Below are 23,960 nucleotides of genomic sequence, written 5' to 3'. Positions count from 1 at the left end.
ATGTAAATCTTCCCCCGCCCCCAAAAATATTGCTTAGTCCAAAAAAGATGGGTGCATGGCACGAGGCGCAAACTCGACTAAAAGTATGTGATCTTAACCAAAACACAATGATTTAGGAGTGCTGCAGAAGGGAAAGGGGTTGTAGCCATGCTCTCCCCACGGGAATAGATAAATGACATTAGCCGCTGTAACCGCAGTAGAGGCTTGTCTAAACACCGATCACTTTCCCACTTCTGTCAATTCCTCAAAATCACCACGGACAGAAATCCTATTTCTTCCGAGCTCGATCCACCTTTTCTTTTCCAATTGCTTTAGCAACCTGGAGATCACTTCCCGTGAAGTTCCTAGCTCATTGGCTATTTCCTGATGGGTGATGGATAGATCAGTACTGTTGTTTTTCTTCATTTTGGTCACCAAGTACCTTGCCAATCGCTGATCCATTTTTAAAAACGCTACAGAATCCAGCACTTTGAGCATTTCTTGAAAACGTTTTTGATACGTCGCCAAGACAAAGTCCTTCCATTGTTTATACTGCTCATACCACTGCTCATGATACTGAACAGGAACCATAAGCATCTTTGTATCCTCCTCCACTATCGCTTTCACTTCACTAGCCTTTCCTGACTCACAACAGGTCAGTGACAATGCACACGTCTCCCCTGGATAGAGATAGTATAAGAACAATTCTTTTCCCTCCTCGTCCATTCGTAGGACTTTTATAGCCCCCTCCAATACAATCGGCACGGTCTTTATAAATTTTCCAGGCTCCATGATCGCTTCCCCTGTCAAAATCTCCACCAATGTCCCCTGCAGATTCATTTCCTCCAGTAAGCGCTCATCCGTAATCGTAGGCACCGATACCCGGATCCTATTTTCTTTCATGGTCATTTCACTTTACTGTTCCCCATACTTTCTCTCCGTCAGCCACATCCCGCAACACTGTACTTCCTGCTCCAATTACACAGCCTTCTCCCACACGGACTCCGGGAACCAGCGTGCTCCCTGCACCGATCAAAGCCCCCTTTCCTATCTTCACTTCTCCACAAAGGACTGCTTTGGGACCAATGTGTACATAATCCCCGACCCTGCAATCATGGTCTACCGAAGCCGATGTATTGACAATGACATGGGAACCGATCCTCGCATCAGGCTGGATAACAGCTCCTGCCATCACCACAGTACCCGCAGCTATTTCCGCATGGCTACTTACCAGAGCATATCTATGGATTGCCCTGCCAAAAACCACTTCTCCCTGTAACCTTTCCGATATTTGATATCTAATGGAATTATCTCCAATACTTACAATCAAATATAGACTTGTAGGCGAAACACTGCCCCACTGAAACACTCGATAATTCAAGCATTCCACAACAGAGGTATCGTCATCAAACAACCCATGAATCAATTCTCCCTGACTTTCCAAATTTGAAATGACCACTTTGGCATGTCCAGAAGCTCCGTACAGATACATTATTTACTCGATTTAAATTTATCTAAAGATAAAAAGATTCCGATCCAATATTATACTCCATCAAAAAGAAAGAAACAGTAACCTTATTTATTCGTTTACCTAACAAACATTATACCCACCAAGCAACCACGATATGTCCCCATTAAAAAACGAATAGTTTTTCTTTCATTCATTTATCTCATATATTTAAACTTTGTCTAAAAGTACGATCATTCAAAATATTAATAAATGCAATCATGAATAGAAGGGATTTTATGAAAACCGGGGGCATTGTCTTAGGCGGATCAATTTTCCCTTATCAACTCGCCAGCGCTTTTCGAACCAACACTGATAAGGGTCCTATTAAAATAGGTATCATAGGATGTGGGGACAGGGGAAAAGGACTGATGCATGTCATGTCGGGTATGCCTGAGCAATTTGAGATCATCGCTGTCTGTGACAACATGGACTTCAGGCTAGACCAAACCAGCAAAGCGTTCCCAGACCTAAAAGCCAAATCCTACAAAAATTACCAAGATTTATTGGATAACAGCTCCATAGAGGCCGTAGCCATTGCCACCCCTCTTAACATGCATTTTGCACCGGCCAAAGCAGCCCTGCAAGCGGGAAAACATGTATACCTCGAAAAAACGATGACCTATAACATCCCCGAGGCCATCGAACTTATCGAATTGGTAAAAAAGAATCCTACACTCACCCTGCAAGTAGGCCACCAATACCGATACACTCCTTTATACTATAAGGTAAAAGATATGATCCAGTCGGGGTATATGGGAAAAATCACACAAATCGATTCCCGATGGGACAGAAACTGGAACTGGAAAAGACCCGTTCCTGATCCTTCGCTCGAACGGATTATCAACTGGAGGATGTATAGGGAATACTCCGGAGGACTTCCGGCCGAGCTGCTTTCCCACCAAATTGATTTTATCAACTGGGCGTTTGAAACGCATCCAGACACCATCATCGGAACTGGTGGAATAGACAATTATCACGATGGCAGAGAAACTTATGACAATGTCCAGTTATTGCTGCGGTATGATAAAGAAGGGATGATCGGGAATTTTGGTGCTACTTGCAGCAATGCCAGAGAGGGTTATTCATTTTCCATTAAAGGGACGCAAGGAACCGTCGAATTATTGATGAACGAAGGGTATTTCTATCCTGAAAAAGAGAGGATGGATGAGCTTCAGATTGTAGATGGAGTTTCAGGAGCTACCAAACTTTCTTGGAAGGAAGGCAAAGGAATCCCCATCCTGGAAGATAAGACCAAAGACGGCACTTGGTACGCATTCAGTGATTTCTATAAATCCATCCAAAACAAGGAATACCCAGCCTCCAATGTCATCAGTGGCGCCACCACGGCCACCTGTATCCATCTGGCCAACCATTCCTTGTTCAATAAAACCATCGAGGACTGGAAGCCAGCATATAATTACGGGTAAACCGCTAGCTGTATAGCATCATAATATAAAGCATAAACACAAAAGCCATTCTCCTCGGGAATGGCTTTTGTGTTCTGATAAAACGAGAATATGATTATACGCTTTTCTGCCAGTTTGAGAATATTCAGCAAACTGCCTTATATCAATCAATGATTAACATAAAATAATCGTGGCAACCTGTGCAATTCGTGGACTTTCTTCCAATGAATTTGATTACTTGCACAATTCCGTATAATCACAAACGAGAAAATACATTTTTCCGGGGACAAGCAAGCTACTGTATACCACCCTCATTTGCTCTATTGTTTACAAATCCCCCATCTTGACGCAGCAACTTAACAATTAATTAATATAGAGTCATTAACAAGCTTTTATTCTGGATTACGCTCTATTATTTAAAAAAAGCTTCAAAAAAAACCTAATTCACTTAAAAACTGACGTTTACACCACAAACCAGTCAAAATAACACCTATACGAAAAACCTATTTTGTATAAAATCAAAATATCGGTTTAAAATCAAAGCATAAAACTTAGTATTTTTGTAAAATAAATGAAAACCGGTTTAAAAAAGGGCAAAAAAAAGAGGAATCCTTGCATAGATTCCTCGAATGGGTTTATTTTAACTGACTAACAGCCGTATATATTTTGGAAAAAAGGAAGTTAATCCTCGTTTTTAGAACCAAAACTTCTTTAAACTTAATAAAAATATTTTTGATTACAATAAAACACCAAAAATAATTTCTCCGATCGATCGTTCAGCTCTTTAATCAATACCTCTTTTCACTTCTTTCGAAATACAACTAAACCTCTATACATCACACTAAAACGATTAAATTCCTTCTTTTTAAGGAAAGCCATAACATCTTAACCTTTATTTAACTTTTCCCAAACAATCACAAACCACTTATCATTATCAAAAAACACTTTATCCAAGCCGATCTAAAACCCAAAGCATCGATAATTTTATTACCTTAAACAAAACACACCATTAATACTGACTTTTCTACCATGTCATCAATTGAAGAAGTAATCGCCAGAATGGACCAAATTGTAGCCGACTGCAGAACACAAAAAAGTAGAATTGGCTACTTTGCCATTCTGTACCGACAAGTCACCAGAAGAATTAAAGAAGGAATAGACCTTGGGGAGTTTGAGGATAATGCGCGCATGGAGCGGCTTGACATTATCTTTGCCCAGCGATTTTTCGACGCATATGAGAATTACCTTTCTGACAACACCACCAGTCAAAGCTGGCTATGCGCCTTTGACGCCACCAAAAAAACCGGTAAGGTCATTCTCCAACATTTACTTTTAGGCATAAACGCCCACATCAACCTGGACCTTGGCATTGCCACCGTCCAAACCACGCAAGGAAACGGGCTGGAAGCCATCAAAGAAGATTTTGACAAGATCAACATTATCTTGGCCAGTATGGTAGATGGTGTAAAAGCCAATCTTTCCATCATCTCACCACTATTTGGTTTTCTGATCCAGCTGGCCGATGGCAAAGATGAACTCCTGCTCAATTTCAGCATCCAAATCGCCAGGGACGGAGCATGGGAATTTGCCCAAGAATACAGTACCACCCAGGATATCGATCAATGCTTCACGGTCCGCGACCAGGCAATTTACCGCATCGCGAACAAAATAGTCAACCCGGGAAAATTCTTTGGGTGGATCGTATTTATCATCAATCTTACCGAGTGGAACTCCATTCCTGAGGTGATGGACCGACTGGAAGGAATTGTGCGAAAGGCAACTCCAAACAATCTGCGAACCGCTCAACTATAGCCTACTCTTTAATGGCCGCCTCCTTATTTCCAGTTTCATGCTGCCCCCGAAGCCCATTGGCATCTTCTAGCCGCTCTTCGAGAAGTTCCATTTCTGCTTTGGTCAAGACCTCATTGCGATGGAGTTTTTTCTTAATGAGCGATGCTGTCTCAGCAGCAATCACCTCATCAAACACCCGGATCCGATGGGTGCTTTCTGTCTGATTTTTATAGTTATATTCATCGGTATACAGCTTCACGGCTCGTTCTGACTTGTCCAGCATCTCGTCGTAAGGACCTCTTCCTGCCATCATTTTGACCATCACCGGAGCGGTCTCCATTGCCACAAAAAGCAACATGATAAAAATATTGGCTAAATAGACCGCTTGGCTTTCCGCTGTCAATTGGGACAAGGCATGCATCCTGGCAGCTAGCCCATCATATTGATCGATCGAAGCTTGCTGCTGCTCAAACACTTGTCGCTTTCTGGTCATCACCGCTGCCATCTCTCTTTCATTCTTATCGATCTTTGCCCAATTCCTTTCTTGCATTCGCTCTAAATCCAGCTGGGCTGCATCTAGCTGCTCTTCCTTCTTTTTAGCATTGGATCCCAAACCTATGACTCCTGTAGTCCCTGGGGTCTTGACCCCAAAACGCTCCTCATCATACTCTTTTTGTACCTCATCCCTGAAAGCCGCCTTAGCGGCAATTTCATCGCGCAACTGTTGATTCTCAGTTTCCAGATGGGCTATTTCAGGATAGGTCGCATCCAAATTCTCTTTGGCCTCCTGCATTTCAAGCACTTTTTGTTCACTGACTTTTTGATCGATTTCCTTTTCAAAAACCTTCAACTCCAGTGGCTTCGAAATGACCAATGCCAAAAACACAGCCAATAATAGCCGGGGAAATGCAAGCTTCCATTCAGACCAAAAACTTTCCTTCTTTCGCATGCTCGAAACAATAAAGCGGTCCAAATTAAATATCATTACGCCCCACACCAAGCCGAAAATCACTGCCCAATACCAACTTTCAAAAACGGTATACAAAGCATATCCTGCTGACAATGCTGCCAAAACCCCTGTAAAGAACACAGTACCTCCGATCCCCACGTATTTATTGGTTTCGGTAGGACATTTTTTCAGAATGGACACATTGGCTCCACTACAAAACAAAAAGAATACTTTCACTTTTTCCATTATCAGTTTATTTCATTGGGCAACTACCTCTTCCTCTGCTCAAAAAGCGGGCAACAATCCACTGAAATTATGGATTGGAAAGCGCATCCAATAACTAATGTGATGAAAACAGCCTATCATGCCACCAATCAGTACTTTTAAGGTGTAAAAAAGAATGCCCAATCCGCCGTAAAACGTATATAGTAAAATGGTCAAAAACGCACAATTCCTTTCTATGAACGGAAATGTGTTCAGAAATGAAAAATCGATTTGACACTTCTTTCCCTTTTCCGCTACGTCAACATTTCTCCTTTCCCATTATTTTTAGTTATTTACATGACAGAATAATGGACTAAAACCTTTTCACTAATCACTAGAACAAATGCCCATCCCATCTTCATTTACCCGAAACACAGGCCTGCTGCTTGTTCTTCTCCAGATAGCCTTTATCCATGCGCTATCAGCCCAGGAAAATCCCGAAAAATTTCGAAAAGAAGTTGATCAAATCGTCACCAACACCCCTGTACCATCAGGAGATGTCTACCTTTTTACTGGAAGCTCCAGCGTAAGAATGTGGAAGGACATTGATCGTTATTTTCCTGACGTCACAGTGGTCAATACTGGCTTTGGTGGTTCGCAGACTTTTGAATTGCTACATTATGCTGAAGAGCTGATCATCCGCTATGCCCCCCATAAAGTTTTTATCTATGAGGGCGACAATGACTTGGCAAGTGGCAAGACCCCCGTCACCATCCTGAACACCATGCAAAAACTGGTCAGCAAACTAAAGTCCAAGCTTCCTGAAACGGAAATCGTCCTGATTAGTCCCAAACCAAGTCCGTCAAGGTGGCAGCTCAAAGAAGACTATGAATCCTTAAACCGTCTACTGGAAGTTTATGCCGACAAAACCATCGGCGTTGAATTTGTCAACGTTTGGGACATTGCCCTCAATGAAAAAGGGCGACCCAATCCAGAAATTTACCTGTCCGACAGCCTCCACATGACCGAACTGGGCTACGACGGCTGGGCAGAGATGCTCGAGCCACACATTCCCTAGGCGCTGATCTTGCATACTCAAAAGCCAAATTGTTTGGAAAATCAACTGTGCTGATGTTACTTTGCATGACTTCAGGAAACTGATTTATACAGAAGAGGCGAGAGACCAGGCTCTGCGACCCTCTGGCAACCATTCGTCTCGGCGAAAAGGTGCCAATACCTGCCCAAAAAAAAAATTGAGGGAACTATAAATTAGACATTATGACCAATCTACCTTTTCACCGTTTTTTTCTTATCCACTACCGGATTTCGCTGGCCTATGCCATGTCCAGACAATTATTGATTTTTCATGATTAATTACTGATTCTATAAAACCGAAAGATATTAAACACCATGTCAAATAAGCACTTTGAAACAGAAGCCATCAGGATCGCTTCTTCCAAATCCAACCAACGGGAACATTCGGCTCCCATTTACATGACATCCAGTTTTACCTTTGACAGTGCCGAAGAGGCCCGTCAGATGTTTGCTGAGGAGATCCCCGGCAATATCTATTCCCGCTATGCCAATCCCAACAGCTCAGACTTGATCGAAAAAGTTTGCGCTCTGGAAGGCACCGAGGACGGCATCGCCACTGCCTCTGGAATGGCAGCAATGTTTGGCAGCATAGCTTCTCTCCTACAGCAAGGAGATCATATCCTTGCCTCCCGATCATTGTTTGGCTCTACCCACCAGCTGCTCACAAGAGTATTCCCCAAATGGGGCATCACCTCTACCTACGGAGACATTTCGGATATCGAAAACTGGGACAAGCTCGTGAAGCCCAACACCAAAATGCTCTTCATAGAGACCCCTTCCAATCCTGGCCTAGAGGTAATCGACCTGGAGTGGATCGGTAAGTTTGCCAAAGCGCATAATCTGATCTTAGTGGTGGACAACTGCTTCGCCACTCCCTACCTACAGCAACCGGCCAAGTGGGGCGCGGATATCGTGGCACACAGCGCTACCAAGTACATTGATGGTCAAGGACGTGTCTTGGGAGGATTGATCCTTGGAAAGCAAGAATTGATCAAAGACGTGCAGTTCTTTACGCGCCACACAGGACCTTCCATTTCCCCCTTCAATGCTTGGATCCTTTCCAGAAGCATGGAAACACTGGCGGTCAGAATGGAAAGGCACTGCGCCAATGCATTGGCGGTAGCATCCTATTTCCAGGACATCAATGAGCTTGAATTCGTAAAATATCCTTTCCTAAAATCGCATCCACAGCATGACCTTGCCAAAAAACAAATGAAACATGGCGGCGGCATCGTCACACTCACGCTGAAAGGAGGCATCGAGAGAGCTCAGCGATTCATTGATGAACTGCAGATGATCACCGTCACAGCCAACTTAGGGGATACCAGAAGTATCATTACACACCCAGCATCTACCACCCACAGCAAGCTCACTGAAGAAGAACGCCAACGTGTAGGCATTCTTCCAGGGCTAATTAGGCTTTCTGCCGGATTGGAACACCATGATGACATCATCGCGGACATAGAGCGAGCACTGGAAAAGTCCAAATAGCACCTCGCAAACAGTCGATGCTAAGGGGACTCTGTCATAAATAGTCGTCATTGCGAACGGAACAGTAGTGAAGCACAGCAATCTTGCCTTTCAGTCAAGAAATTGCTTCTTCCCGCCACTCCTCGTGATGACGGCATTTTATTTTATGACGCAATCTCATTTTTGTAGCACTCACCTGATTTTCACCGTCTTGGGAACAAAACCAAATAACCGAGCCATGAAAAAGATCTATTATTTTTTTCTTCTAATGACTGCCTCCACAGTTGGATGTATCGATAGCGAGCCCAAGGACAAAGAGATCCTGCCCAACCTGCGAACGCTGACAGATGAGGAACAGTCCCTGGCTTCCTACAGCGGAGATTTCGCCATTGACCTCTATCTGCAGCTAAGGAACCATGATGATACCAACCTTTTTTTTAGCCCTTACAGTATTCAGCAGGCACTATCCATGACCATGAACGGCAATAAAGGAACTGTCCTCGAAGAATACTTGCAAGCCCTCAGATACGATAACCTTACTATTGACCAAGCCAATATGGCCAATAAAGGGCTTACGCAATTCCTTCAGGAAGTGGACCCAAAGGTAACATTTAACGTCGCCAACGGTATCTGGTACAAAGAAAACCTCACCGTAAAAGAAGCTTTCCAGGAAATTGTCCAGCAACACTATTTTGCCGCTCTCAGCGGGCTAAACATGGCAAATCCTAACTCCGTGGACATCATCAATAACTGGATAGAAGACCACACCAATAACCTTATTCAAAATATGCTGGATAAAATCCATGATGATGCGGTCATGTACCTGGTCAATGCCATTTACTTCAAGGGAGATTGGAAATACCAGTTTGAAAAAAGCGCTACTGAACAAGCCCCATTCCATGTCGATGAACAAACCACTGTCAATGTGGACATGATGAGGACCCAAGAACCTGCTGATTTCAGGTACCTCAAATCCGACCATCTGACCTACCTGGAAATCCCCTATAGCACTGGGCAATACTCCATGGGAATCCTACTCCCAGATGACCTGAATTTGGATAAAGTGGAAGAACAACTGAATGCAGAAAACCTCTTGCGATGGCGAACCGCAGCGCGGGAAAGGGCATTATTTCTCCAAATGCCCAAATTTAAATTACGAAAAAAAATAGACAACCTTAAAGAAGATCTACAAGCACTGGGATTGGTCACACCATTCAAATTTGACCCACGAAACTTTACTGAATTGTTTGACACCCCAACGGATTATTTAAAAATCAACCGCGTCATTCACGATGCGCTGATCGAAGTGGACGAAAAAGGCACTGAAGCTGCTGCAGCCACCGTTGTGGAAATCATAGAAGTCACGGCCGGTCCCTCCACTCCCTTAAACATAAAACTGAACCGTCCATTCCTGTTCTTCATCCAAGAAAAACATAGCGGGACTATTTTATTTATCGGAAAACTGGGCGATCCGTCACTGCTTTAAAGCTTAAATATATTCGACTTAAAAAAGCTAAGGCCAGTTTTCCCAAACTGGCCTTAGCTTTTTTTTATTCTGCTGCTTCCTTTTCTTCTAACAATGGCGACTGGTAATAATTCACCTCAAGTGCCTCAAGTCTCGCAGTATGCTTGCGCAATCGTGACTTATAGCCTTCCCAGTCCCGTTTCTCCGGCGAAGTCCAGGCCACCTCAGCAATTCCGATCAACCGGGGGAACACCATGTACTCGATATCATCCATCGTCTCAATCGTCTCTGTCCAAAGCGGCGCTTCCACACCCAGAATATCAGCTTTGTCAATGCCTTCTACCAATTCGGTAGGCTCCCACATATAAGCGCTGTCCAATTCAATATAAGCCGCCCAATGCAATCCCAATCTCGTAGTTGAATCATACTGCATATCCAAATAGGCTTTACTAGCAGGAGAAATCAACACCTTGGATCCCTGTTCCACAGCCATTTTTGCATTTTCAGCTTTTGCCCAGTACTGGGCGGTGGTACTTGGCCGTAACGCTGCATGGGCGATTTCATCCCAGCCAATCGCCTGTTTGTCATATGAGTTGACAATATCTTGTACCTGTTCGATAAACGGTATATAATCCTCCAAAGCCGTCACATGCGACTCATCGCCACCGATATGGATATATGGCCCAGGGGTCATCTCTACCAGTTCGCGCACGACATCATCGATAAACTGATAGGTCACTTCCTTGTCCGTGCAGAGCGTACTAAACCCTACTTCTATGCCCGTATAGAGCTCAGGTACTTCGTCTGTACAGTTTAACTCTGGGTAAGAAGCCAAAGCAGCATTGGTATGTCCCGGCATATCGATTTCTGGCACGATGGTAATGAACCGCTCCTGCGCATACCGAACGATCTCCCTGTACTCCTCCTGGCTATAAAAACCTCCTTCACCCCCGCCTACTTCTGTACTGCCCCCTATCTCGGTAAGCTTCGGCCAAGACTTGATCTCGATCCGCCACCCCTGATCATCTGCCAGGTGAAGGTGCAAGTGATTAAATTTATACATTGCCATCAAATCGATATAACGCTTCACATCATTGACATCAAAGAAATGCCTGGCCACATCCAACATGCTTCCCCGATAAGCGTACTCTGGATCATCTTTTATCGTTCCCGCAGGAACCTTCCAAGACACCCCTTCATAAGTTCCCTGCTTTTCGATCTCCACCGGCAATAATTGACGAAGTGTCTGCACTGCCCAAAAAGCACCAGCTGCAGACCCCGCTTCTATTTCTATACGATCACGGTTAATATCAAGCTTATAGGCCTCTCCACCTCCTGCTTGTGACAAGGAAATGTAATTCCCCGTTTCAGGAAGCTTTTCGACCACCTGTACATTAAATCCTGTGGAATTATTGATAAATCCCGCCAGAAAATCAGCAACGCTATGCATGTCACCGGCATCCTTTTGCACATGGATTTTAGTAGATTTATCGATTTCAAAAGCCCCTTCGGCTTCACTCACCTTATCGGGCAATGGGATCAATGCAGCACTGGACATCTTAGGATCTTGCCCACATGAAAAAAACAATGTCACTACCAGTAAAACCACCGAAATCCCACCTATTTTGTGTACAGTCATTTTATTTATATTTTTCAAATTACTCTTAAACAATCCTTAAACTTACTTAATTTTTTATTAAAACATTATTCATGATTACATAAACTTTTCAACATTTAATAGCTGCTGAATTAAAGACAATTTAACGATTTAGCAATAGAAAAAACCTCAATTATACCGTTAAAAATCACTAAAAACCAACACCATTTATCCCAAAATAAGACCTTTTGAAGCGAAAAACTATTTTTTAGCTTGAAGTAAAAAAAGTTTTTGATAAATTGTTTGACCTAAAAACTATCAAAAGAATTTTCAACCGACAATATTTCCCATGAAAAAACAAAAGCCCCTCAGCACTGGTAATTCCAGAAGAGCGTTTTTGAAAGGTGCGGCCACAGCTGCTGCAGGATTTTATTTAGTACCCAGACATGTCCTAGGAGGCCCGGGATATACTGCACCCAGTGACAAGATCGTCATCGCCGGCATCGGTGCCGGAGGAAAAGGGCAAAGCGACATCAACGCCATGTACCAAAGCGGCCATGCAGAAATCGGCTATCTATGTGATGTGGACGACAGAAGGGCTGCCACTTCCCGAGAGCGTTTCCCAAAGGCCAAATACTATAAAGACTACAGGGAGCTTTTAGAAAAAGAACATAAAAACATCGATGCGGTAACCATTTCCACACCTGACCATAACCATGCCGTCATGACCATGGCCGCTATGCAGCTTGGAAAGCACGTTTACGTGCAGAAGCCCCTTACCCACGATATTTATGAGGCCCGCATGCTCACAGAGGCTGCCGAAAAATACAAAGTGGTCACCCAAATGGGCAACCAAGGCTCCTCTGGAGACGGTGTTCGTCGGATGGTGGAGTGGTACGATGCAGGACTGATCGGTGAAGCCACCAAAGTATGGTGCTGGACAGACCGGCCGGTATGGCCTCAAGGCATCAAATGGCCGGAACAGGGCACCACACCTCCCAAAGAGCTCGACTGGGATCTTTGGCTAGGCACTGCGCCCTATAAGGAATACGTAGACAACCTCGTCCCATTCAACTGGCGTGGATGGTGGGATTATGGGACCGGTGCACTTGGTGACATGGCCTGCCACATCATGGAACCGCCATTCAGGACCCTTGGCCTTGGCTATCCTACGGAAGCAGAATGCAGCGTAGGATCGGTATATGTAGGGGAATTTCAGCGCGGATATTTTCCTGATGGCTGCCCTCCGTCCTCCCACGTTACCCTCAAATTTAAAATGCCGAGCGGCAAAGATCTGGAATTTCACTGGATGGACGGCGGCATCCAACCAACCCGACCAGAAGAACTTGGCCCTAACGAACAAATGGGCGACGGTGGCAATGGCGTGATCATCGAAGGCACCAAAGGCAAAATGATGTGCTCTACCTATGGCATCAATCCCATGCTGCTACCAACTTCCAGGGAAGACGGCAAAAAAGTACCCAAGACCGTCCCTAGGGTAGAAAACGGTGACAATGGCCACTATGCCCAATGGGTAAAAGCTTGCGTAGCCGGACATGGCAGCAAGGAATTCAAAGAACTCAGTTCTCCTTTCTCTATTGCCGGACCGCTGACTGAGTCCGTACTTATGGGCAACCTTGCCATCCGCAGCTATGACATCAGAAAACCTCGCGAAAACGGCGGCTACGACTATCCTGGAAGAGGAATCAAACTGGTATGGGACGGACCTAACATGAAGGTCACCAACTTCGACGAAGCCAACCAGTTCGTTAGAAGAAATTACCGTGGAGACTGGTCTTTAGGCGTATAAAAAGACAGAAAAGATTGCCTCTTAACTCTCCGTCATTGCTTCTTTCGGTACACTTCGGAAGAAACAATGACGGATTTACTTTATATGGCTTAGCTTTTTTCAACAAGCCCTCGTGAACATTAAATAAATCCCCTAACTTTAGTAAAATTTAACCTATTACATTACATCATGAACATCAGCTCTACCATAAAGACCCGAGAAAACTTCATCAGTCTAGTAAATGGAATGACTCTCGATGAGCTCAATGAAATCCCTAAAGGATTCAATAACAACATCGCCTGGAACTTCGGACACGTCATCGTCACTCAACAAATCATCTGCTATAAGCTTTCCGGACAGGAAATATTGGTACCCGACACACTGGTAGAAAAGTATCGAAAAGGGACAAAACCTGAATCACCTATCACTTCCAAAGAACTCGAAGAGCTAAAAATTTTGGCATTATCTACGCTAGAAAGCTTTAAAAACGATCTTTTGGCTGGTGGCTTTACCAAGTTCAATGAATATACCACCAGCTTTGGCGTCACACTAAAAAGCATCTCCGAAGCAGTGGAATTCAATGGCATCCACGAAGGCATGCACCTTGGCTATGCCATGGCCCAAAGGAAAGCTGTACGCGCATAGACACCTGCTTCCGCCCACACATTGATAGCATTGCCCTCAGACAGTTCACTTATTCAAGGCTATAAAAGTTCACCTTGTGAGGGATGGCTTCTATTTTGATCTGATCTGTCCGGGGCATTACCTCTCCATCAATTTGAAAATCCGCCCCATCAGGATTATCTATTTCCGCCTTTTCAAAACTCCGGCTTTTTACGTGATCTACTTCTTCCAGCCTGTCATTGAACATGGCCAGGGAAAGGCCTATGATCTCGTCTAGCCCTTCGGGGTTTACCGTCACCACCTCAAATTTACCATCACCTACCTTGCCAAACGGGTTGATCACAGCGCCGGTACCATACTTATTCCCATTGGCCACCACCAGCATCTTCGCAGTCACTTTCTCTTCCTCTCCATTTGCCCTGATGACGAAGGAATATGACCTCATCTCCCGAAACTGTTCCAGAGAACTTTTGGCATACGCGAGCATGCCTCTCTTCTCCATGGTAGTGGATTTTTTCACTAATCCCGCATTAAAGCCAAAATCACTGAGATGGATACACAACTCACCATTAATATCCCAAAGGTCCACTTTTTCGATTCGCCCCTTCTGAATGGCAAAACAAGCATCAGAAACTCCATGGATCCCAAAACCTGTGGCCAGTCCATTGGCCGAGCCCAAAGGAATAATCCCAACGGGAATACCAGTACCCAGTATGGCAGAGACGACCATTTTTATCGTGCCATCCCCTCCTCCGATCAGGATCCCGTCCCACTGCTTCTCTTTTAATTGTTGTTGGATTTTTTGTGGATCATCGGATTTCCCAGTCGTCTCCCAAACCGTAACTTCTACACCATAAAGATTATTGGCGAGAAGATCGCTCACTTCAGCCCGGTCAACCCCATCTCCCGAGATTGGGTTGAGAATGTATAAAAACTGTTTGCTCATAGCGTTTTTTAGGAAGGAATAAATTCGTATTGTTTAGCGTGTTTGATAGCTTCTTGAGTGTTTTTCACAAAAACCATTTGCGGAGATTTCTCCATTCTTTTCAATTCTTCTATCAGTATTTCCCGACCCTCCTCCTTGTCTTCACTTACTTTTCGGATATAGACTGATTTTATCCTTTCAGGGTGCGCCCTAATCACTTCAGCGTATAATTCCGGATCATGCTGCCCACTGTCTCCAATAAGAAAAAAATGCATTCCAGGATACATATCGAGCAGCATCTTAATCTTCTCGAGCTTGTGCTGGTGACTGCCCCCTCCTGATTTCCAGATATTCTTTAGGCTTAAATGCAAATCCTGCAAGAGAATCGGCCCGGCCGGAATTTTCCTAAACGCCAAAAAATCCTTTATCAAATCATACAGGTTCCAGTCACTGCTGGAAACATAAAATATCGGATGCTTTCCGTTCTCAGTAAGTTCCCTGTAAAAACCACTGACTCCAGGAAATGGTCTTCTAGTGAACGCATTCTTGGAAACCGACAACCAAAGCTTCTTTCCAATATCCGTGGCATGTGAGATCAAAACCGTATCATCAATATCGGAAATCACCCCGATCGGATGGTCTTTAGGAAATTGCCTCACCTTCAAAGAACTGATCTTATTCTCAGCCACCAATCCTTCTTCCTCTACCAAGCTAAACCGCACACGATGTACTTCCTCTGTTTCCTGGCACACGGTATGAAATTCGCAGCTAATGATACCCTCCTCATCACTGTATAGTTCCTTTTCCTGGCCAAAATAGGTCACCAGTACCTTAGCATCAGGCACACTACTACCCGCATATCGCCGAAGAGCCGCCACAATATTTTGAAGACTGTTTTTCTTATCGGAGGGCTTGCTTTGCTTATACGCTTCTATCACCCTCCCTTTCACATAAATACAATCTTCATTCCCAAAAGCATATAACGGCTCAATTTTAATTTTGTCCAGCTTTCCTACTACCTTTTTTACTTTGCCAAAAGTATAGCGAAAAGGAAATGTCAATAACCGTAAAATCATGTTTTTGCCTTTTAGTACCTTAAATTAATTAAAAAGTCTCTTTTACTCCTTCAAGAATCGTCCCAAAAACCTGTTATTCTAAAGATACCTTTATTTTGAATAAAAATTATCCGAAATTAATGACTTCCAGCAATTTCGCTGCTCTGCCCACTTAAAACAATAAGGAGTTTTTCAAGCATCCTTTATCACTTTACCTTCGTCTGATTTGAAAAAACTAACTTCATTCCTCCATACTCCGATAAGGAAAAATGTATTTTGGCCACCTTTTCTACTCATTTTAGCAGCCGTAGGTACCAGCCTCATTAGTGCTGATTTTTTTGAATCCTCTATGAAAAGCATCAACAACTTTATTTTGGATCACTTTTCATTATTTTTCTCCTACAGTTCTTTCGCCATGGTCCTCACTTGTATCTTGGTGGGGTGTTCACCTTTGGGCAACGTACGCATTGGTGGTAAAGCCGCCAAACCTAAATTCAACCGCATCAGCTGGTTCTCAATTGTCCTTTGCACAACAGTGGCCGTCGGGATTCTTTTTTGGGGAAGCGCTGAGCCACTTTTCCATTTCCTCCGCCCGCCTTCATTCACGGCTTATACCAGCGGATCAGAAGCAGCTGCACAGTTCTCTATGGGGGCTATTTTCCTTCATTGGGGGCTGACCCCCTACGCCATTTACGCCATCCCCTCTCTCGGTATTGCCCTGGCCATCTATAACGCCAATTTAACCTTTAGCCTTAGCAGTCCACTTGCTCCGCTCATAGGAAAAAACAGTCGACCAAAACTCGCCGCATTGATTGACATGGTCTGCCTTTTTGCCTTGGTAGCAGGCATGTCCGCATCCCTTGGCGCAGGTATATTAAGTATCTCTGGTGGCATCGCCGACCAATGGGGCACCTTGGACAGGGGATTTTTGCTACCCTTGGTCACCTTCGCCATCATCTGTTCATTTATTCTTTCGGCCTCTTCAGGAATAGACCGCGGCATCAAAAACCTCAGCCAGATCAATTTTTTATTTTTCGTCTTATTCAGCATCATTATCCTTTTTATTGGCCCTTCTACAGCCATGGTAGATGCTGCTTTTGAGGGAGCCAAAAGCTATATTAAAAATGTACTGCCCCTCAGTCTCCAGTGGGATGATGTACGCAACAGCGAATGGTCCCAATCTTGGTCTGTCTTCAACTGGGCCAATTGGATGGCATGGGCGCCCATCACAGCCCTGTTTCTAGGAAAGATCGCCTATGGACGCACCGTAAGGGAATTTCTCTTGTTCAACTGGCTACTGCCCGCAATTTTCTGTCTTTGTTGGATGAGTATTTTCGGAGGCAGCACTTTGTTCTACGCCTCGCAGGACACCGATCTATTCAAAAACCTATTGGAAACCTCTGGCCCCGAGTCTATCATCTATCAAGTTTTTGGGGAAATTGGGTTTACAAACATCCTTCGACCAGCTTTCGTGATGGCCATGTTTATCAGCTATGTCACAGCTGCCGACTCCAGTACAGAAGCCATGGCTTCGCTCAGCATGAAGAAGTTCTCCCTGGAAAAATTTGATTCGGACACCAATTTGAAAGTGATCTGGGGCACATTAGTGGGGCTATTGGCATGGATCATGATCACCTTTGCCGGCATCGACGGGATCAAAATGCTGTCCAACCTCGGCGGACTTCCAGCACTCTTACTGCTCACGGGCATCACCATCAGCCTCAACAAAATGATGTGGCACCCCAAAAAATATCTCAATCGATAGTAGTGACACCTTAAATATCAAACCCTACCTTACTTAATGCCGCCTAAATTAATGGATGGGTCAAGCACTCGGATCGTATTTTAGCTTGCCAGCAATATAGAGGTACAACACCTTGGAATACCGTAGCATCACTGGTAGTAAGGCGATGTTTGCAACCCCTACTGATACCAGGTAAACCCACAATTCAGGATCGCCAAAAACAAAATTGAGGATGATCATGACATTGATCACCAAGGCCACAGACAAGGCATAGCTAATGTACATGGCCCCATAGTAAAAGTCAGGCTCAGGCTCCAAAGAAGCATTACAATGTGCACAATGGCTATTTACTACTGACAATTTTCTAAAACTGACCATTGAAACAGGAAAAATATTGCCTTGATGGCATTTAGGGCATTTCGCTGCCAAAATTGCCGCACCTTTGCTCTTCATAATCACCGTTTTTTTGCTTGCACAAAGATAATAAAAAAAGCCTTTCAAACCGTTTGGATAAAAGTTTATTTAACAAACATATAAAGGTTCATTAAATAAACTTTTATATTTGTATTAAAAATACAAACAACTCATAACCATGTACATTAACTGCCATTCCTATTTCAGCTTTCGCTATGGAACCATGTCTGTTCCGGAACTGGTAGATCATGCACAAAAGCAGGGAGTAAAATCCATGGCCCTTACGGACATTAATTGTACAGCAGCAGTATATCCATTCATCAAAGCAGCAGAAGCAGCTGGCATCCAACCGGTGATCGGTATTGACTTCCGAAACGGCATCACCCAGCAATACATTGGCTTGGCACTGGACCATCATGGGTTTTGGGAGATGAACAGTCACTTATCTAACCATAAAAGAAAAAAAGCAGCCTTTCCGGAAAAAGCACCTGAATGGCATCATACTGCCGTCATCTATCCTTTTCCCAAGCCCTATTTTAAGCTTGGTCCTCATGAGTATCTTGGCATCCATCCTCACCAGCTAAAAAAAGCGCATCGCTCACCTTGGTTAGCGGAAAAAGATCGTTGGGTACTGTTACAACCTGTGACTTTTCATTCCCAGCAGTCGTTTAACATCCACCGACTCCTTCGCTGTATAGAGCTGAATATCCTGCTGAGCAAACTTCCTGTTTCAGAGCAAGGGGACTTATCCGACCGTTTTTACAGCACCTTGGAACTGACCGAACGATGCGACCAGCACTACTGGCTACTCCAGCAAACGCATGAGTTACTCTCAAACTGCCACTTTGAGCAAGATTACCAGCGGGTAGAAAACAAAAAATGTATGTTCGGCTCGGGAAAGGACGATATCGCAAAATTAACCGAACTCACCTATAAAGGAGCTAAAAAAAGATACGGCCTTCAGCTATCCGAAGAACAAGAAACTCGGATCCTGAAGGAGCTGGACATTATCCAGAAAAAAGACTTCGTCTCCTATTTTCTGATCAATTATGAAATCGTAAAATTTGCCCGCAACCGTGGCTTCTATTACGTCGGCAGGGGGAGTGGCGCCAACAGCATCGTGGCCTACTGCCTGTACATTACGGATGTGGACCCCATAGAGCTCGATCTGTACTTCGAGCGGTTCATCAACCTGTACCGTTCCACACCACCGGACTTTGATATTGATTTTTCATGGCGCGACCGTGATGAGGTCATCCAACATATTTTTCAAAACCACAACACAGACCTTCATGAACATGTCTGCCTTCTCGCCACACACAATACTTTCCAGGCCAACTCCTCCATTCGTGAGTTAGGAAAAGTTTTTGGACTCCCAAAGACGGACATTGAAGCCCTCATCAATCACGTCGCCAAGCCGGGGAATTATATTCCAGACCGCATTGGTAAGTTGGTATTGAAATATAGCCAACTGATCCAGGGAATGCCCAGCCACCTCAGCATCCATGCAGGAGGCATCCTGATATCCCAACAACCCATACATTATTATACAGCCACGGATCTTCCTCCCAAAGGCTTTCCCGTCTCGCACTTTGACATGGTCACGGCAGAGGAAATCGGTTTTGCTAAATTTGACATCCTTAGCCAACGCGGGCTGGGCCATATCCGTGACAGCCTGGAAATCATCGAAAAAAACCAAGGCAAAAAAGTAGACATCCATCGGATCAAGGATTTTAAAAAAGACGAAAAAATCAAACACCACCTACGAAAAGGTCATACCATTGGTGCTTTTTATGTGGAATCGCCCGCTATGCGAATGCTTCTGGCAAAACTCGAAGCAGACGAATATTTAGGATTGGTCGCCGCCAGTTCCATCATCAGACCTGGAGTGGCCCGGTCTGGCATGATGCGTGAATACATCCTAAGGCACCGTAAACCTGAATTGAGAAAATCCAAGGCCCACCCCATTCTTTATGACCTGATGCCGGAAACGTATGGCATTATGGTCTACCAAGAAGATGTCATCAAGGTAGCCCATTATTATGCGGGACTGTCCTTTGACGAAGCAGATGTACTACGAAGAGGCATGAGTGGGAAATTCCGGTCTCGAGAAGAATTTCTTAAGGTTAAGGAAAGTTTTTTCAAAAAATCTCTGGAAAAAGGCCATGAGCAGAAGGTCACAAATGAAATATGGTTTCAGATCGAAAGTTTCGCAGGATATTCATTCGCCAAGGGCCACTCCGCCTCATTTGCGGTAGAAAGCTACCAAAGCCTCTATCTCAAAGCCCACTTCCCTATGGAATTCATGGTTGGTGTGATCAATAATTTTGGGGGCTTTTACAAAACGGAATTTTACATCAGGGAACTTCAAGCCTATAATGCTGACGTCCAGCTCCCCCATATCAATGAAAGTGATCACCTCACAATTATCAAAGGCTCCACGGTCTATCTAGGTTTTATCCATTTAAAATACCTTCAAAAAGAAATCGCCAATACAATCTTACAAAACAGGAAAACAGAAGGGTCTTTCAGTGATCTCAGAGATTTTACCAACCGCGTAGCCATCAGCCTTGAGCAGCTCTTGATCCTTATCAGGATCGATGCCTTCCGGTTTACGTCCAAAAGCAAGCAAGAACTGCTTTGGGAAGCCCATTTCCTCATGAACAAGCAAAAGAATAAGCCGTCTACCAGCCATCTTTTTCGCCAAATCACTCTCCGGGAGCTCAGTATTCCAAATTTAGAGACCAAGGATCCACGACAGGATATCCTAGATCACTTGGAAATCATGGAATTTTCGATTGCAGATCCTTTCCTATTACTAAAATCACCACCACAAAACACTGTAAAAGCAAGAGATATAAAGTCATATACTGGAAAGGAAATTCAGCTAATGGGCTATCTGGTCACCGTAAAGTACACCAGAACCGTAAAAGGAGATGTCATGAACTTTGGTACATTTCTAGACAGGGATGGGCACTGGATAGACACAGTCCATTTTCCTCCTGTGGTAAAACAATACCCCCTATCCGGGCGTGGTATTTACCTATTACAAGGGAAGGTTTCTGAAGAATTCAACTTTTACACCATCGAAATCATAAGCTGTAAAAAACTGGCCTATTGGAATGCCGCCGATGATCATCCCACGGCTTCAGCCACCAAGCTGACATCCAAGGTCAGTTGATACCCCAAACATCACCATCATCCTACAATCGCCCCCATTGCTATCCCTTTATTTTTAGGGCTTCCTGATTAGTCACAGGATTGGCATACATCGACAAGAAATTAGTCACGGCCACTTCATCCTGAAGGTCTATTCCCTCCGCCATACGTTCCTGGAACTGTTTCCGCTCTTCTGTGCTATATTCGCCGGCATATTGCTCGCTGCCATGGAGCAGGTCGTGTGCAATAAAATTTGTCGGCCATAGTTTATAATTTGCAATGATCCTTTCGTCGATCACTTGACTCAGATACTGAAACTGTCTATTGGCGGGTTCTTCTGTTTTGATGATTTTATCGATCTCATCATCTAAGGGCTTATCCACATGCACATGAATGTGTTTTTTCTGCCCCATGATACCGTTCAGAATAGTGTTAAAATCCTCATTTTCGTGCTTCACATACACTTCGGAGCGGGATTTAGCCATTAGTTCCGGCATTTTCAGCACATCGGTGGGATCATACTCGTAGGAAATGGACACTGGAACAATGTGGATTTTCTTGAAATATTCCATTTCACCAACCTCTCCACGCGCCATGGAAATCATTTTAAGCACTCCTTTCTGCGTCGCATCGTTTCCATCTTTGGTACGACCCTCTCTTTGGGCTATCCACACGGATCTGTTTTCATGGAAAAGTAAGTCTTGGATATATTCAGACATCAGTCTGGAACTCTCCAACAGTTCTCGTGGTGAAAGTCCGCGCTGCACCATAAAGTTCCGTGTCAGCTTGGAAAGCGTCATCAACAAAGGTCGCTTCACCAAATTATCCCCTATCGCCGATGAAGTCATCATCAGTCCATTATTATAAAGGACATAATTTAATAAAGAAGTATCAAGGATAATATCCCTATGATTGGAGATAAACAAATACGGCACATGCTGATCAAGCTGGTCCAGGCCCGAATAACTCAGCCCTTCAGAGCTCCGCTTGAGCACCATTTCTATCGCTGGATAAATAAAGTTAATCTGGAAATCCCTTATGGAATGCGTCCTGTTCAGCTGTCGCTTCCATTCGCTTTCCTCCATCTCTGGAAAAGTGAATTGCATAACCGCCTTCATCATGGGATCGTCGACAATTCCCCTGATGGCTTGATTCACTTCAGTATCATAAAACGGCCTTATATGATCAAATTTGGACATGTAGTTCTCATTTACAAAGTCGCAAAATACAAAAAATAAAGCGTCAACAGGCCATATAAGTCAACTTTAGTTAGTCATACATGCAGGAAACGCTGCTAAATCCCATAAAAAAAGCCATCTGATGATGGCTTTGGTTTATTTTTTTGTTCTAAAGTTCTTGTCATAGAGCTCTATGCTCTCGTTAACAATTCTCATGGCATCTTCTTTTCCCAAGAAGTCTTCCACTTTCACCTCTTTGTTTTCCAGCTTTTTATAATCTTCAAAGAAACGGTGGATTTCCTTCATAAGGTATGGAGGAAGCTCATCGATGTCATTGATATAATTCACGGATTGGTCGTCCGCAGCTACGGCGATGATTTTATCATCAGCTTCTCCTCCATCAATCATTCTCATCACACCGATCACCTTTGCTTTTACCAACGTCATGGAGGGGATATCGATCTGCGACATGATCAAAATATCCAACGGATCATGGTCCTCGCAAAAAGTCTGCGGGATAAAACCATAGTTTGCCGGATAATGAACAGCAGAAAACAACACCCTATCCAGCATCAGCATACCCGTTTTCTTATCCAGTTCGTACTTTCCTTTACTACCCTTTGGAATCTCAATGATGCCTTGTACATATTCAGGTGCTTCTTCGCCTATTTGGACATCATGCCATGGATTAATCATATTAAAAACTTTTTATTACTTTATTTGTAAAATTTTACGGACGGCAAATTACTGCCATTTACGTAGTTAACAAAACAAAAAAAGCTGAATTTATTATATTTTTTGACCGCGCTGTCATATTGGCTTACGATTTGTCGTATAGGTAATAAAACTGACTATTCGTTATGAAAAAAACGCTTTTAATTATTGCAGTAATCTGGGCAGGAATCATCTCTGTCAACGCCCAAACCAAATCAGAAAAAAAACACATAGCGGTGACTGGAAAGAGTGAGATCGCTATCAAACCCGATGAAGCCGTTATCAATGTTCGTCTTGAAAACAAAGCCATGAAAGCCAGTGAAGCCTCTGCTATGCTCAACAAAAAAATGAGTATCATCGAGAATCAACTTAAGAAAAGTAAGGCCAAAGATTACGAACTGAACACCAGTAATTACAATGTCACGGTCAATCGAGTCTATACCAAAGGCACCAGCAAAGACAGTGGCTATGTCGCCAGTCAAAATATTAAGATCACCCTCCCTAACCCGCAGGATGACTTGGTGAAAGTGGTCGAGCTACTAAATGAAAATGAAGAGATCATGTTTGATGTCAATTTTTCGATTTCAGAAAAAATGACAAAAGCATATGAAGAACAGCTTCTCGAAAAAGCGTTGCAAGATGCACGGGAAAAGGCAAATCTAATCGCAAAAACGATGTCATTAACAGGATTGTCCGTGGCCAGCATCAACTATACCTCCAACACTCCCATCACTATGCCGCAACCTTCACAGGTGCAATACATGAGAATGGACAAAAGCATGGCTTCAGAGGCTGCTCCATCGTTTTCACCTGATGAGCAAAAGCTTACAGATGAAGTACAGGTCATCTTTAGTTTTGAAAATTAATTTAGCAAAATTCCACTAGGAAAACG

Annotated in this window: 19 protein-coding genes and 1 riboswitch; of the genes, 10 read left to right on the top strand and 9 right to left on the bottom strand. The window is 43.8% G+C overall.

The features are described from left to right. Positions 1–219: 219 nt before the first annotated feature. Together FKX85_RS10800 and FKX85_RS10795 are read right to left on the bottom strand one after the other, a co-directional pair. Entirely contained in the window at positions 220–882 is a 663-nt protein-coding gene (locus tag FKX85_RS10800; RefSeq protein ID WP_141614743.1) for a Crp/Fnr family transcriptional regulator, read from the bottom strand. Positions 883–889: 7 nt separating this feature from the next. Continuing rightward, positions 890–1,471 carry an acetyltransferase gene (locus tag FKX85_RS10795; RefSeq protein WP_141614742.1) on the bottom strand — a complete coding sequence of 194 codons (582 nt, stop codon included), beginning with the start codon at positions 1,469–1,471 and terminating at the stop codon, positions 890–892. Positions 1,472–1,707: 236 nt separating this feature from the next. On the opposite strand from FKX85_RS10795, the gene FKX85_RS10790 reads away from it, so the two are divergent. After that, complete coding sequence (locus FKX85_RS10790; RefSeq protein WP_141614741.1) at positions 1,708–2,916, top strand: Gfo/Idh/MocA family protein; 1,209 nt, start codon at positions 1,708–1,710, stop codon at positions 2,914–2,916. Positions 2,917–3,924: 1,008 nt separating this feature from the next. Beyond that, on the top strand, positions 3,925–4,707 hold the full coding sequence (locus tag FKX85_RS10785) for a DUF5995 family protein (RefSeq protein WP_141614740.1): 783 nt from the start codon (positions 3,925–3,927) through the stop codon (positions 4,705–4,707). Between the two features lies 1 nt (position 4,708). On the opposite strand, the gene FKX85_RS10780 is transcribed toward FKX85_RS10785, so the two are convergent. Beyond that, positions 4,709–5,881 (bottom strand): DUF4407 domain-containing protein, encoded by a 1,173-nt coding sequence (locus FKX85_RS10780; RefSeq protein ID WP_141614739.1) that lies wholly within the window; start codon positions 5,879–5,881, stop codon positions 4,709–4,711. A gap of 361 nt (positions 5,882–6,242) precedes the next feature. Here FKX85_RS10780 and FKX85_RS10775 point away from each other — a divergent pair, with 361 nt between their 5' ends. The 3 genes from FKX85_RS10775 to FKX85_RS10765 all read left to right on the top strand — a co-directional run bounded on the left by FKX85_RS10775 (position 6,243) and on the right by FKX85_RS10765 (position 9,890). Then, positions 6,243–6,917, top strand: coding sequence for a GDSL-type esterase/lipase family protein (locus tag FKX85_RS10775; protein ID WP_141614738.1), 675 nt, complete (start codon positions 6,243–6,245; stop codon positions 6,915–6,917). Positions 6,918–6,998: 81 nt separating this feature from the next. Next, positions 6,999–7,110: riboswitch (SAM riboswitch) on the top strand. Between the two features lie 139 nt (positions 7,111–7,249). Next, positions 7,250–8,425, top strand: coding sequence for an O-succinylhomoserine sulfhydrylase (locus FKX85_RS10770; protein WP_141614737.1), 1,176 nt, complete (start codon positions 7,250–7,252; stop codon positions 8,423–8,425). A gap of 217 nt (positions 8,426–8,642) precedes the next feature. Next, positions 8,643–9,890: a serpin family protein gene (locus tag FKX85_RS10765; protein WP_141614736.1), complete on the top strand. Its 1,248-nt coding sequence runs from the start codon at positions 8,643–8,645 to the stop codon at positions 9,888–9,890. A gap of 64 nt (positions 9,891–9,954) precedes the next feature. Here FKX85_RS10765 and FKX85_RS10760 read toward each other — a convergent pair whose 3' ends face one another. Next, positions 9,955–11,508, bottom strand: coding sequence for a beta-N-acetylhexosaminidase (locus FKX85_RS10760; RefSeq protein WP_141614735.1), 1,554 nt, complete (start codon positions 11,506–11,508; stop codon positions 9,955–9,957). 307 nt (positions 11,509–11,815) lie between these two features. On the opposite strand from FKX85_RS10760, the gene FKX85_RS10755 reads away from it, so the two are divergent. Together FKX85_RS10755 and FKX85_RS10750 are read left to right on the top strand one after the other, a co-directional pair. Then, positions 11,816–13,276, top strand: coding sequence for a Gfo/Idh/MocA family protein (locus FKX85_RS10755; protein WP_141614734.1), 1,461 nt, complete (start codon positions 11,816–11,818; stop codon positions 13,274–13,276). A 168-nt stretch (positions 13,277–13,444) separates the two neighbouring features. Continuing rightward, positions 13,445–13,900 (top strand): DinB family protein, encoded by a 456-nt coding sequence (locus FKX85_RS10750; protein WP_141614733.1) that lies wholly within the window; start codon positions 13,445–13,447, stop codon positions 13,898–13,900. A gap of 49 nt (positions 13,901–13,949) precedes the next feature. Here FKX85_RS10750 and FKX85_RS10745 read toward each other — a convergent pair whose 3' ends face one another. Together FKX85_RS10745 and FKX85_RS10740 are read right to left on the bottom strand one after the other, a co-directional pair. Continuing rightward, a complete protein-coding gene (locus FKX85_RS10745; RefSeq protein WP_141614732.1) occupies positions 13,950–14,825 on the bottom strand; it encodes a diacylglycerol/lipid kinase family protein in 876 nt (291 codons plus the stop codon). A gap of 8 nt (positions 14,826–14,833) precedes the next feature. After that, complete coding sequence (locus FKX85_RS10740; protein ID WP_141614731.1) at positions 14,834–15,880, bottom strand: App1 family protein; 1,047 nt, start codon at positions 15,878–15,880, stop codon at positions 14,834–14,836. 205 nt (positions 15,881–16,085) lie between these two features. On the opposite strand from FKX85_RS10740, the gene FKX85_RS10735 reads away from it, so the two are divergent. After that, positions 16,086–17,624 carry a BCCT family transporter gene (locus tag FKX85_RS10735; RefSeq protein ID WP_141614730.1) on the top strand — a complete coding sequence of 513 codons (1,539 nt, stop codon included), beginning with the start codon at positions 16,086–16,088 and terminating at the stop codon, positions 17,622–17,624. A 60-nt stretch (positions 17,625–17,684) separates the two neighbouring features. Here the strand turns inward: FKX85_RS10735 and FKX85_RS10730 are convergent, their stop codons facing one another. Then, complete coding sequence (locus tag FKX85_RS10730; RefSeq protein ID WP_141614729.1) at positions 17,685–18,056, bottom strand: DUF983 domain-containing protein; 372 nt, start codon at positions 18,054–18,056, stop codon at positions 17,685–17,687. Between the two features lie 139 nt (positions 18,057–18,195). Here FKX85_RS10730 and FKX85_RS10725 point away from each other — a divergent pair, with 139 nt between their 5' ends. Then, complete coding sequence (locus FKX85_RS10725; protein WP_141614728.1) at positions 18,196–21,198, top strand: DNA polymerase III subunit alpha; 3,003 nt, start codon at positions 18,196–18,198, stop codon at positions 21,196–21,198. Positions 21,199–21,238: 40 nt separating this feature from the next. Here the strand turns inward: FKX85_RS10725 and FKX85_RS10720 are convergent, their stop codons facing one another. Then, the gene (locus FKX85_RS10720; protein ID WP_141614727.1) at positions 21,239–22,375 is read right to left on the bottom strand and encodes a 1-acyl-sn-glycerol-3-phosphate acyltransferase; all 1,137 of its coding nucleotides are present in this window, start codon (positions 22,373–22,375) and stop codon (positions 21,239–21,241) included. A 135-nt stretch (positions 22,376–22,510) separates the two neighbouring features. Then, positions 22,511–23,050 (bottom strand): inorganic diphosphatase, encoded by a 540-nt coding sequence (locus tag FKX85_RS10715; protein ID WP_141614726.1) that lies wholly within the window; start codon positions 23,048–23,050, stop codon positions 22,511–22,513. 164 nt (positions 23,051–23,214) lie between these two features. Here FKX85_RS10715 and FKX85_RS10710 point away from each other — a divergent pair, with 164 nt between their 5' ends. Beyond that, the gene (locus tag FKX85_RS10710; protein WP_141614725.1) at positions 23,215–23,934 is read left to right on the top strand and encodes an SIMPL domain-containing protein; all 720 of its coding nucleotides are present in this window, start codon (positions 23,215–23,217) and stop codon (positions 23,932–23,934) included. Positions 23,935–23,960: the final 26 nt, after the last annotated feature.

This window comes from Echinicola soli (genome assembly GCF_006575665.1).
Taxonomy (GTDB): Bacteria; Bacteroidota; Bacteroidia; order Cytophagales; family Cyclobacteriaceae; genus Echinicola; species Echinicola soli.
The sequence above is the reverse complement of the archived record's forward strand: the minus strand, read 5'-3'. Positions and strand labels throughout refer to the sequence as shown.

Coding starts and splice junctions, on each gene's coding strand:
- FKX85_RS10800 (WP_141614743.1), bottom strand. CDS start 882: ATGAAAGAAAATAGGATCCGGGTATCGGTGCCTACGATTACGGATGAG.
- FKX85_RS10795 (WP_141614742.1), bottom strand. CDS start 1,471: ATGTATCTGTACGGAGCTTCTGGACATGCCAAAGTGGTCATTTCAAAT.
- FKX85_RS10790 (WP_141614741.1), top strand. CDS start 1,708: ATGAATAGAAGGGATTTTATGAAAACCGGGGGCATTGTCTTAGGCGGA.
- FKX85_RS10785 (WP_141614740.1), top strand. CDS start 3,925: ATGTCATCAATTGAAGAAGTAATCGCCAGAATGGACCAAATTGTAGCC.
- FKX85_RS10780 (WP_141614739.1), bottom strand. CDS start 5,881: ATGGAAAAAGTGAAAGTATTCTTTTTGTTTTGTAGTGGAGCCAATGTG.
- FKX85_RS10775 (WP_141614738.1), top strand. CDS start 6,243: ATGCCCATCCCATCTTCATTTACCCGAAACACAGGCCTGCTGCTTGTT.
- FKX85_RS10770 (WP_141614737.1), top strand. CDS start 7,250: ATGTCAAATAAGCACTTTGAAACAGAAGCCATCAGGATCGCTTCTTCC.
- FKX85_RS10765 (WP_141614736.1), top strand. CDS start 8,643: ATGAAAAAGATCTATTATTTTTTTCTTCTAATGACTGCCTCCACAGTT.
- FKX85_RS10760 (WP_141614735.1), bottom strand. CDS start 11,508: ATGACTGTACACAAAATAGGTGGGATTTCGGTGGTTTTACTGGTAGTG.
- FKX85_RS10755 (WP_141614734.1), top strand. CDS start 11,816: ATGAAAAAACAAAAGCCCCTCAGCACTGGTAATTCCAGAAGAGCGTTT.
- FKX85_RS10750 (WP_141614733.1), top strand. CDS start 13,445: ATGAACATCAGCTCTACCATAAAGACCCGAGAAAACTTCATCAGTCTA.
- FKX85_RS10745 (WP_141614732.1), bottom strand. CDS start 14,825: ATGAGCAAACAGTTTTTATACATTCTCAACCCAATCTCGGGAGATGGG.
- FKX85_RS10740 (WP_141614731.1), bottom strand. CDS start 15,880: ATGATTTTACGGTTATTGACATTTCCTTTTCGCTATACTTTTGGCAAA.
- FKX85_RS10730 (WP_141614729.1), bottom strand. CDS start 18,056: ATGAAGAGCAAAGGTGCGGCAATTTTGGCAGCGAAATGCCCTAAATGC.
- FKX85_RS10725 (WP_141614728.1), top strand. CDS start 18,196: ATGTACATTAACTGCCATTCCTATTTCAGCTTTCGCTATGGAACCATG.
- FKX85_RS10720 (WP_141614727.1), bottom strand. CDS start 22,375: ATGTCCAAATTTGATCATATAAGGCCGTTTTATGATACTGAAGTGAAT.
- FKX85_RS10715 (WP_141614726.1), bottom strand. CDS start 23,050: ATGATTAATCCATGGCATGATGTCCAAATAGGCGAAGAAGCACCTGAA.
- FKX85_RS10710 (WP_141614725.1), top strand. CDS start 23,215: ATGAAAAAAACGCTTTTAATTATTGCAGTAATCTGGGCAGGAATCATC.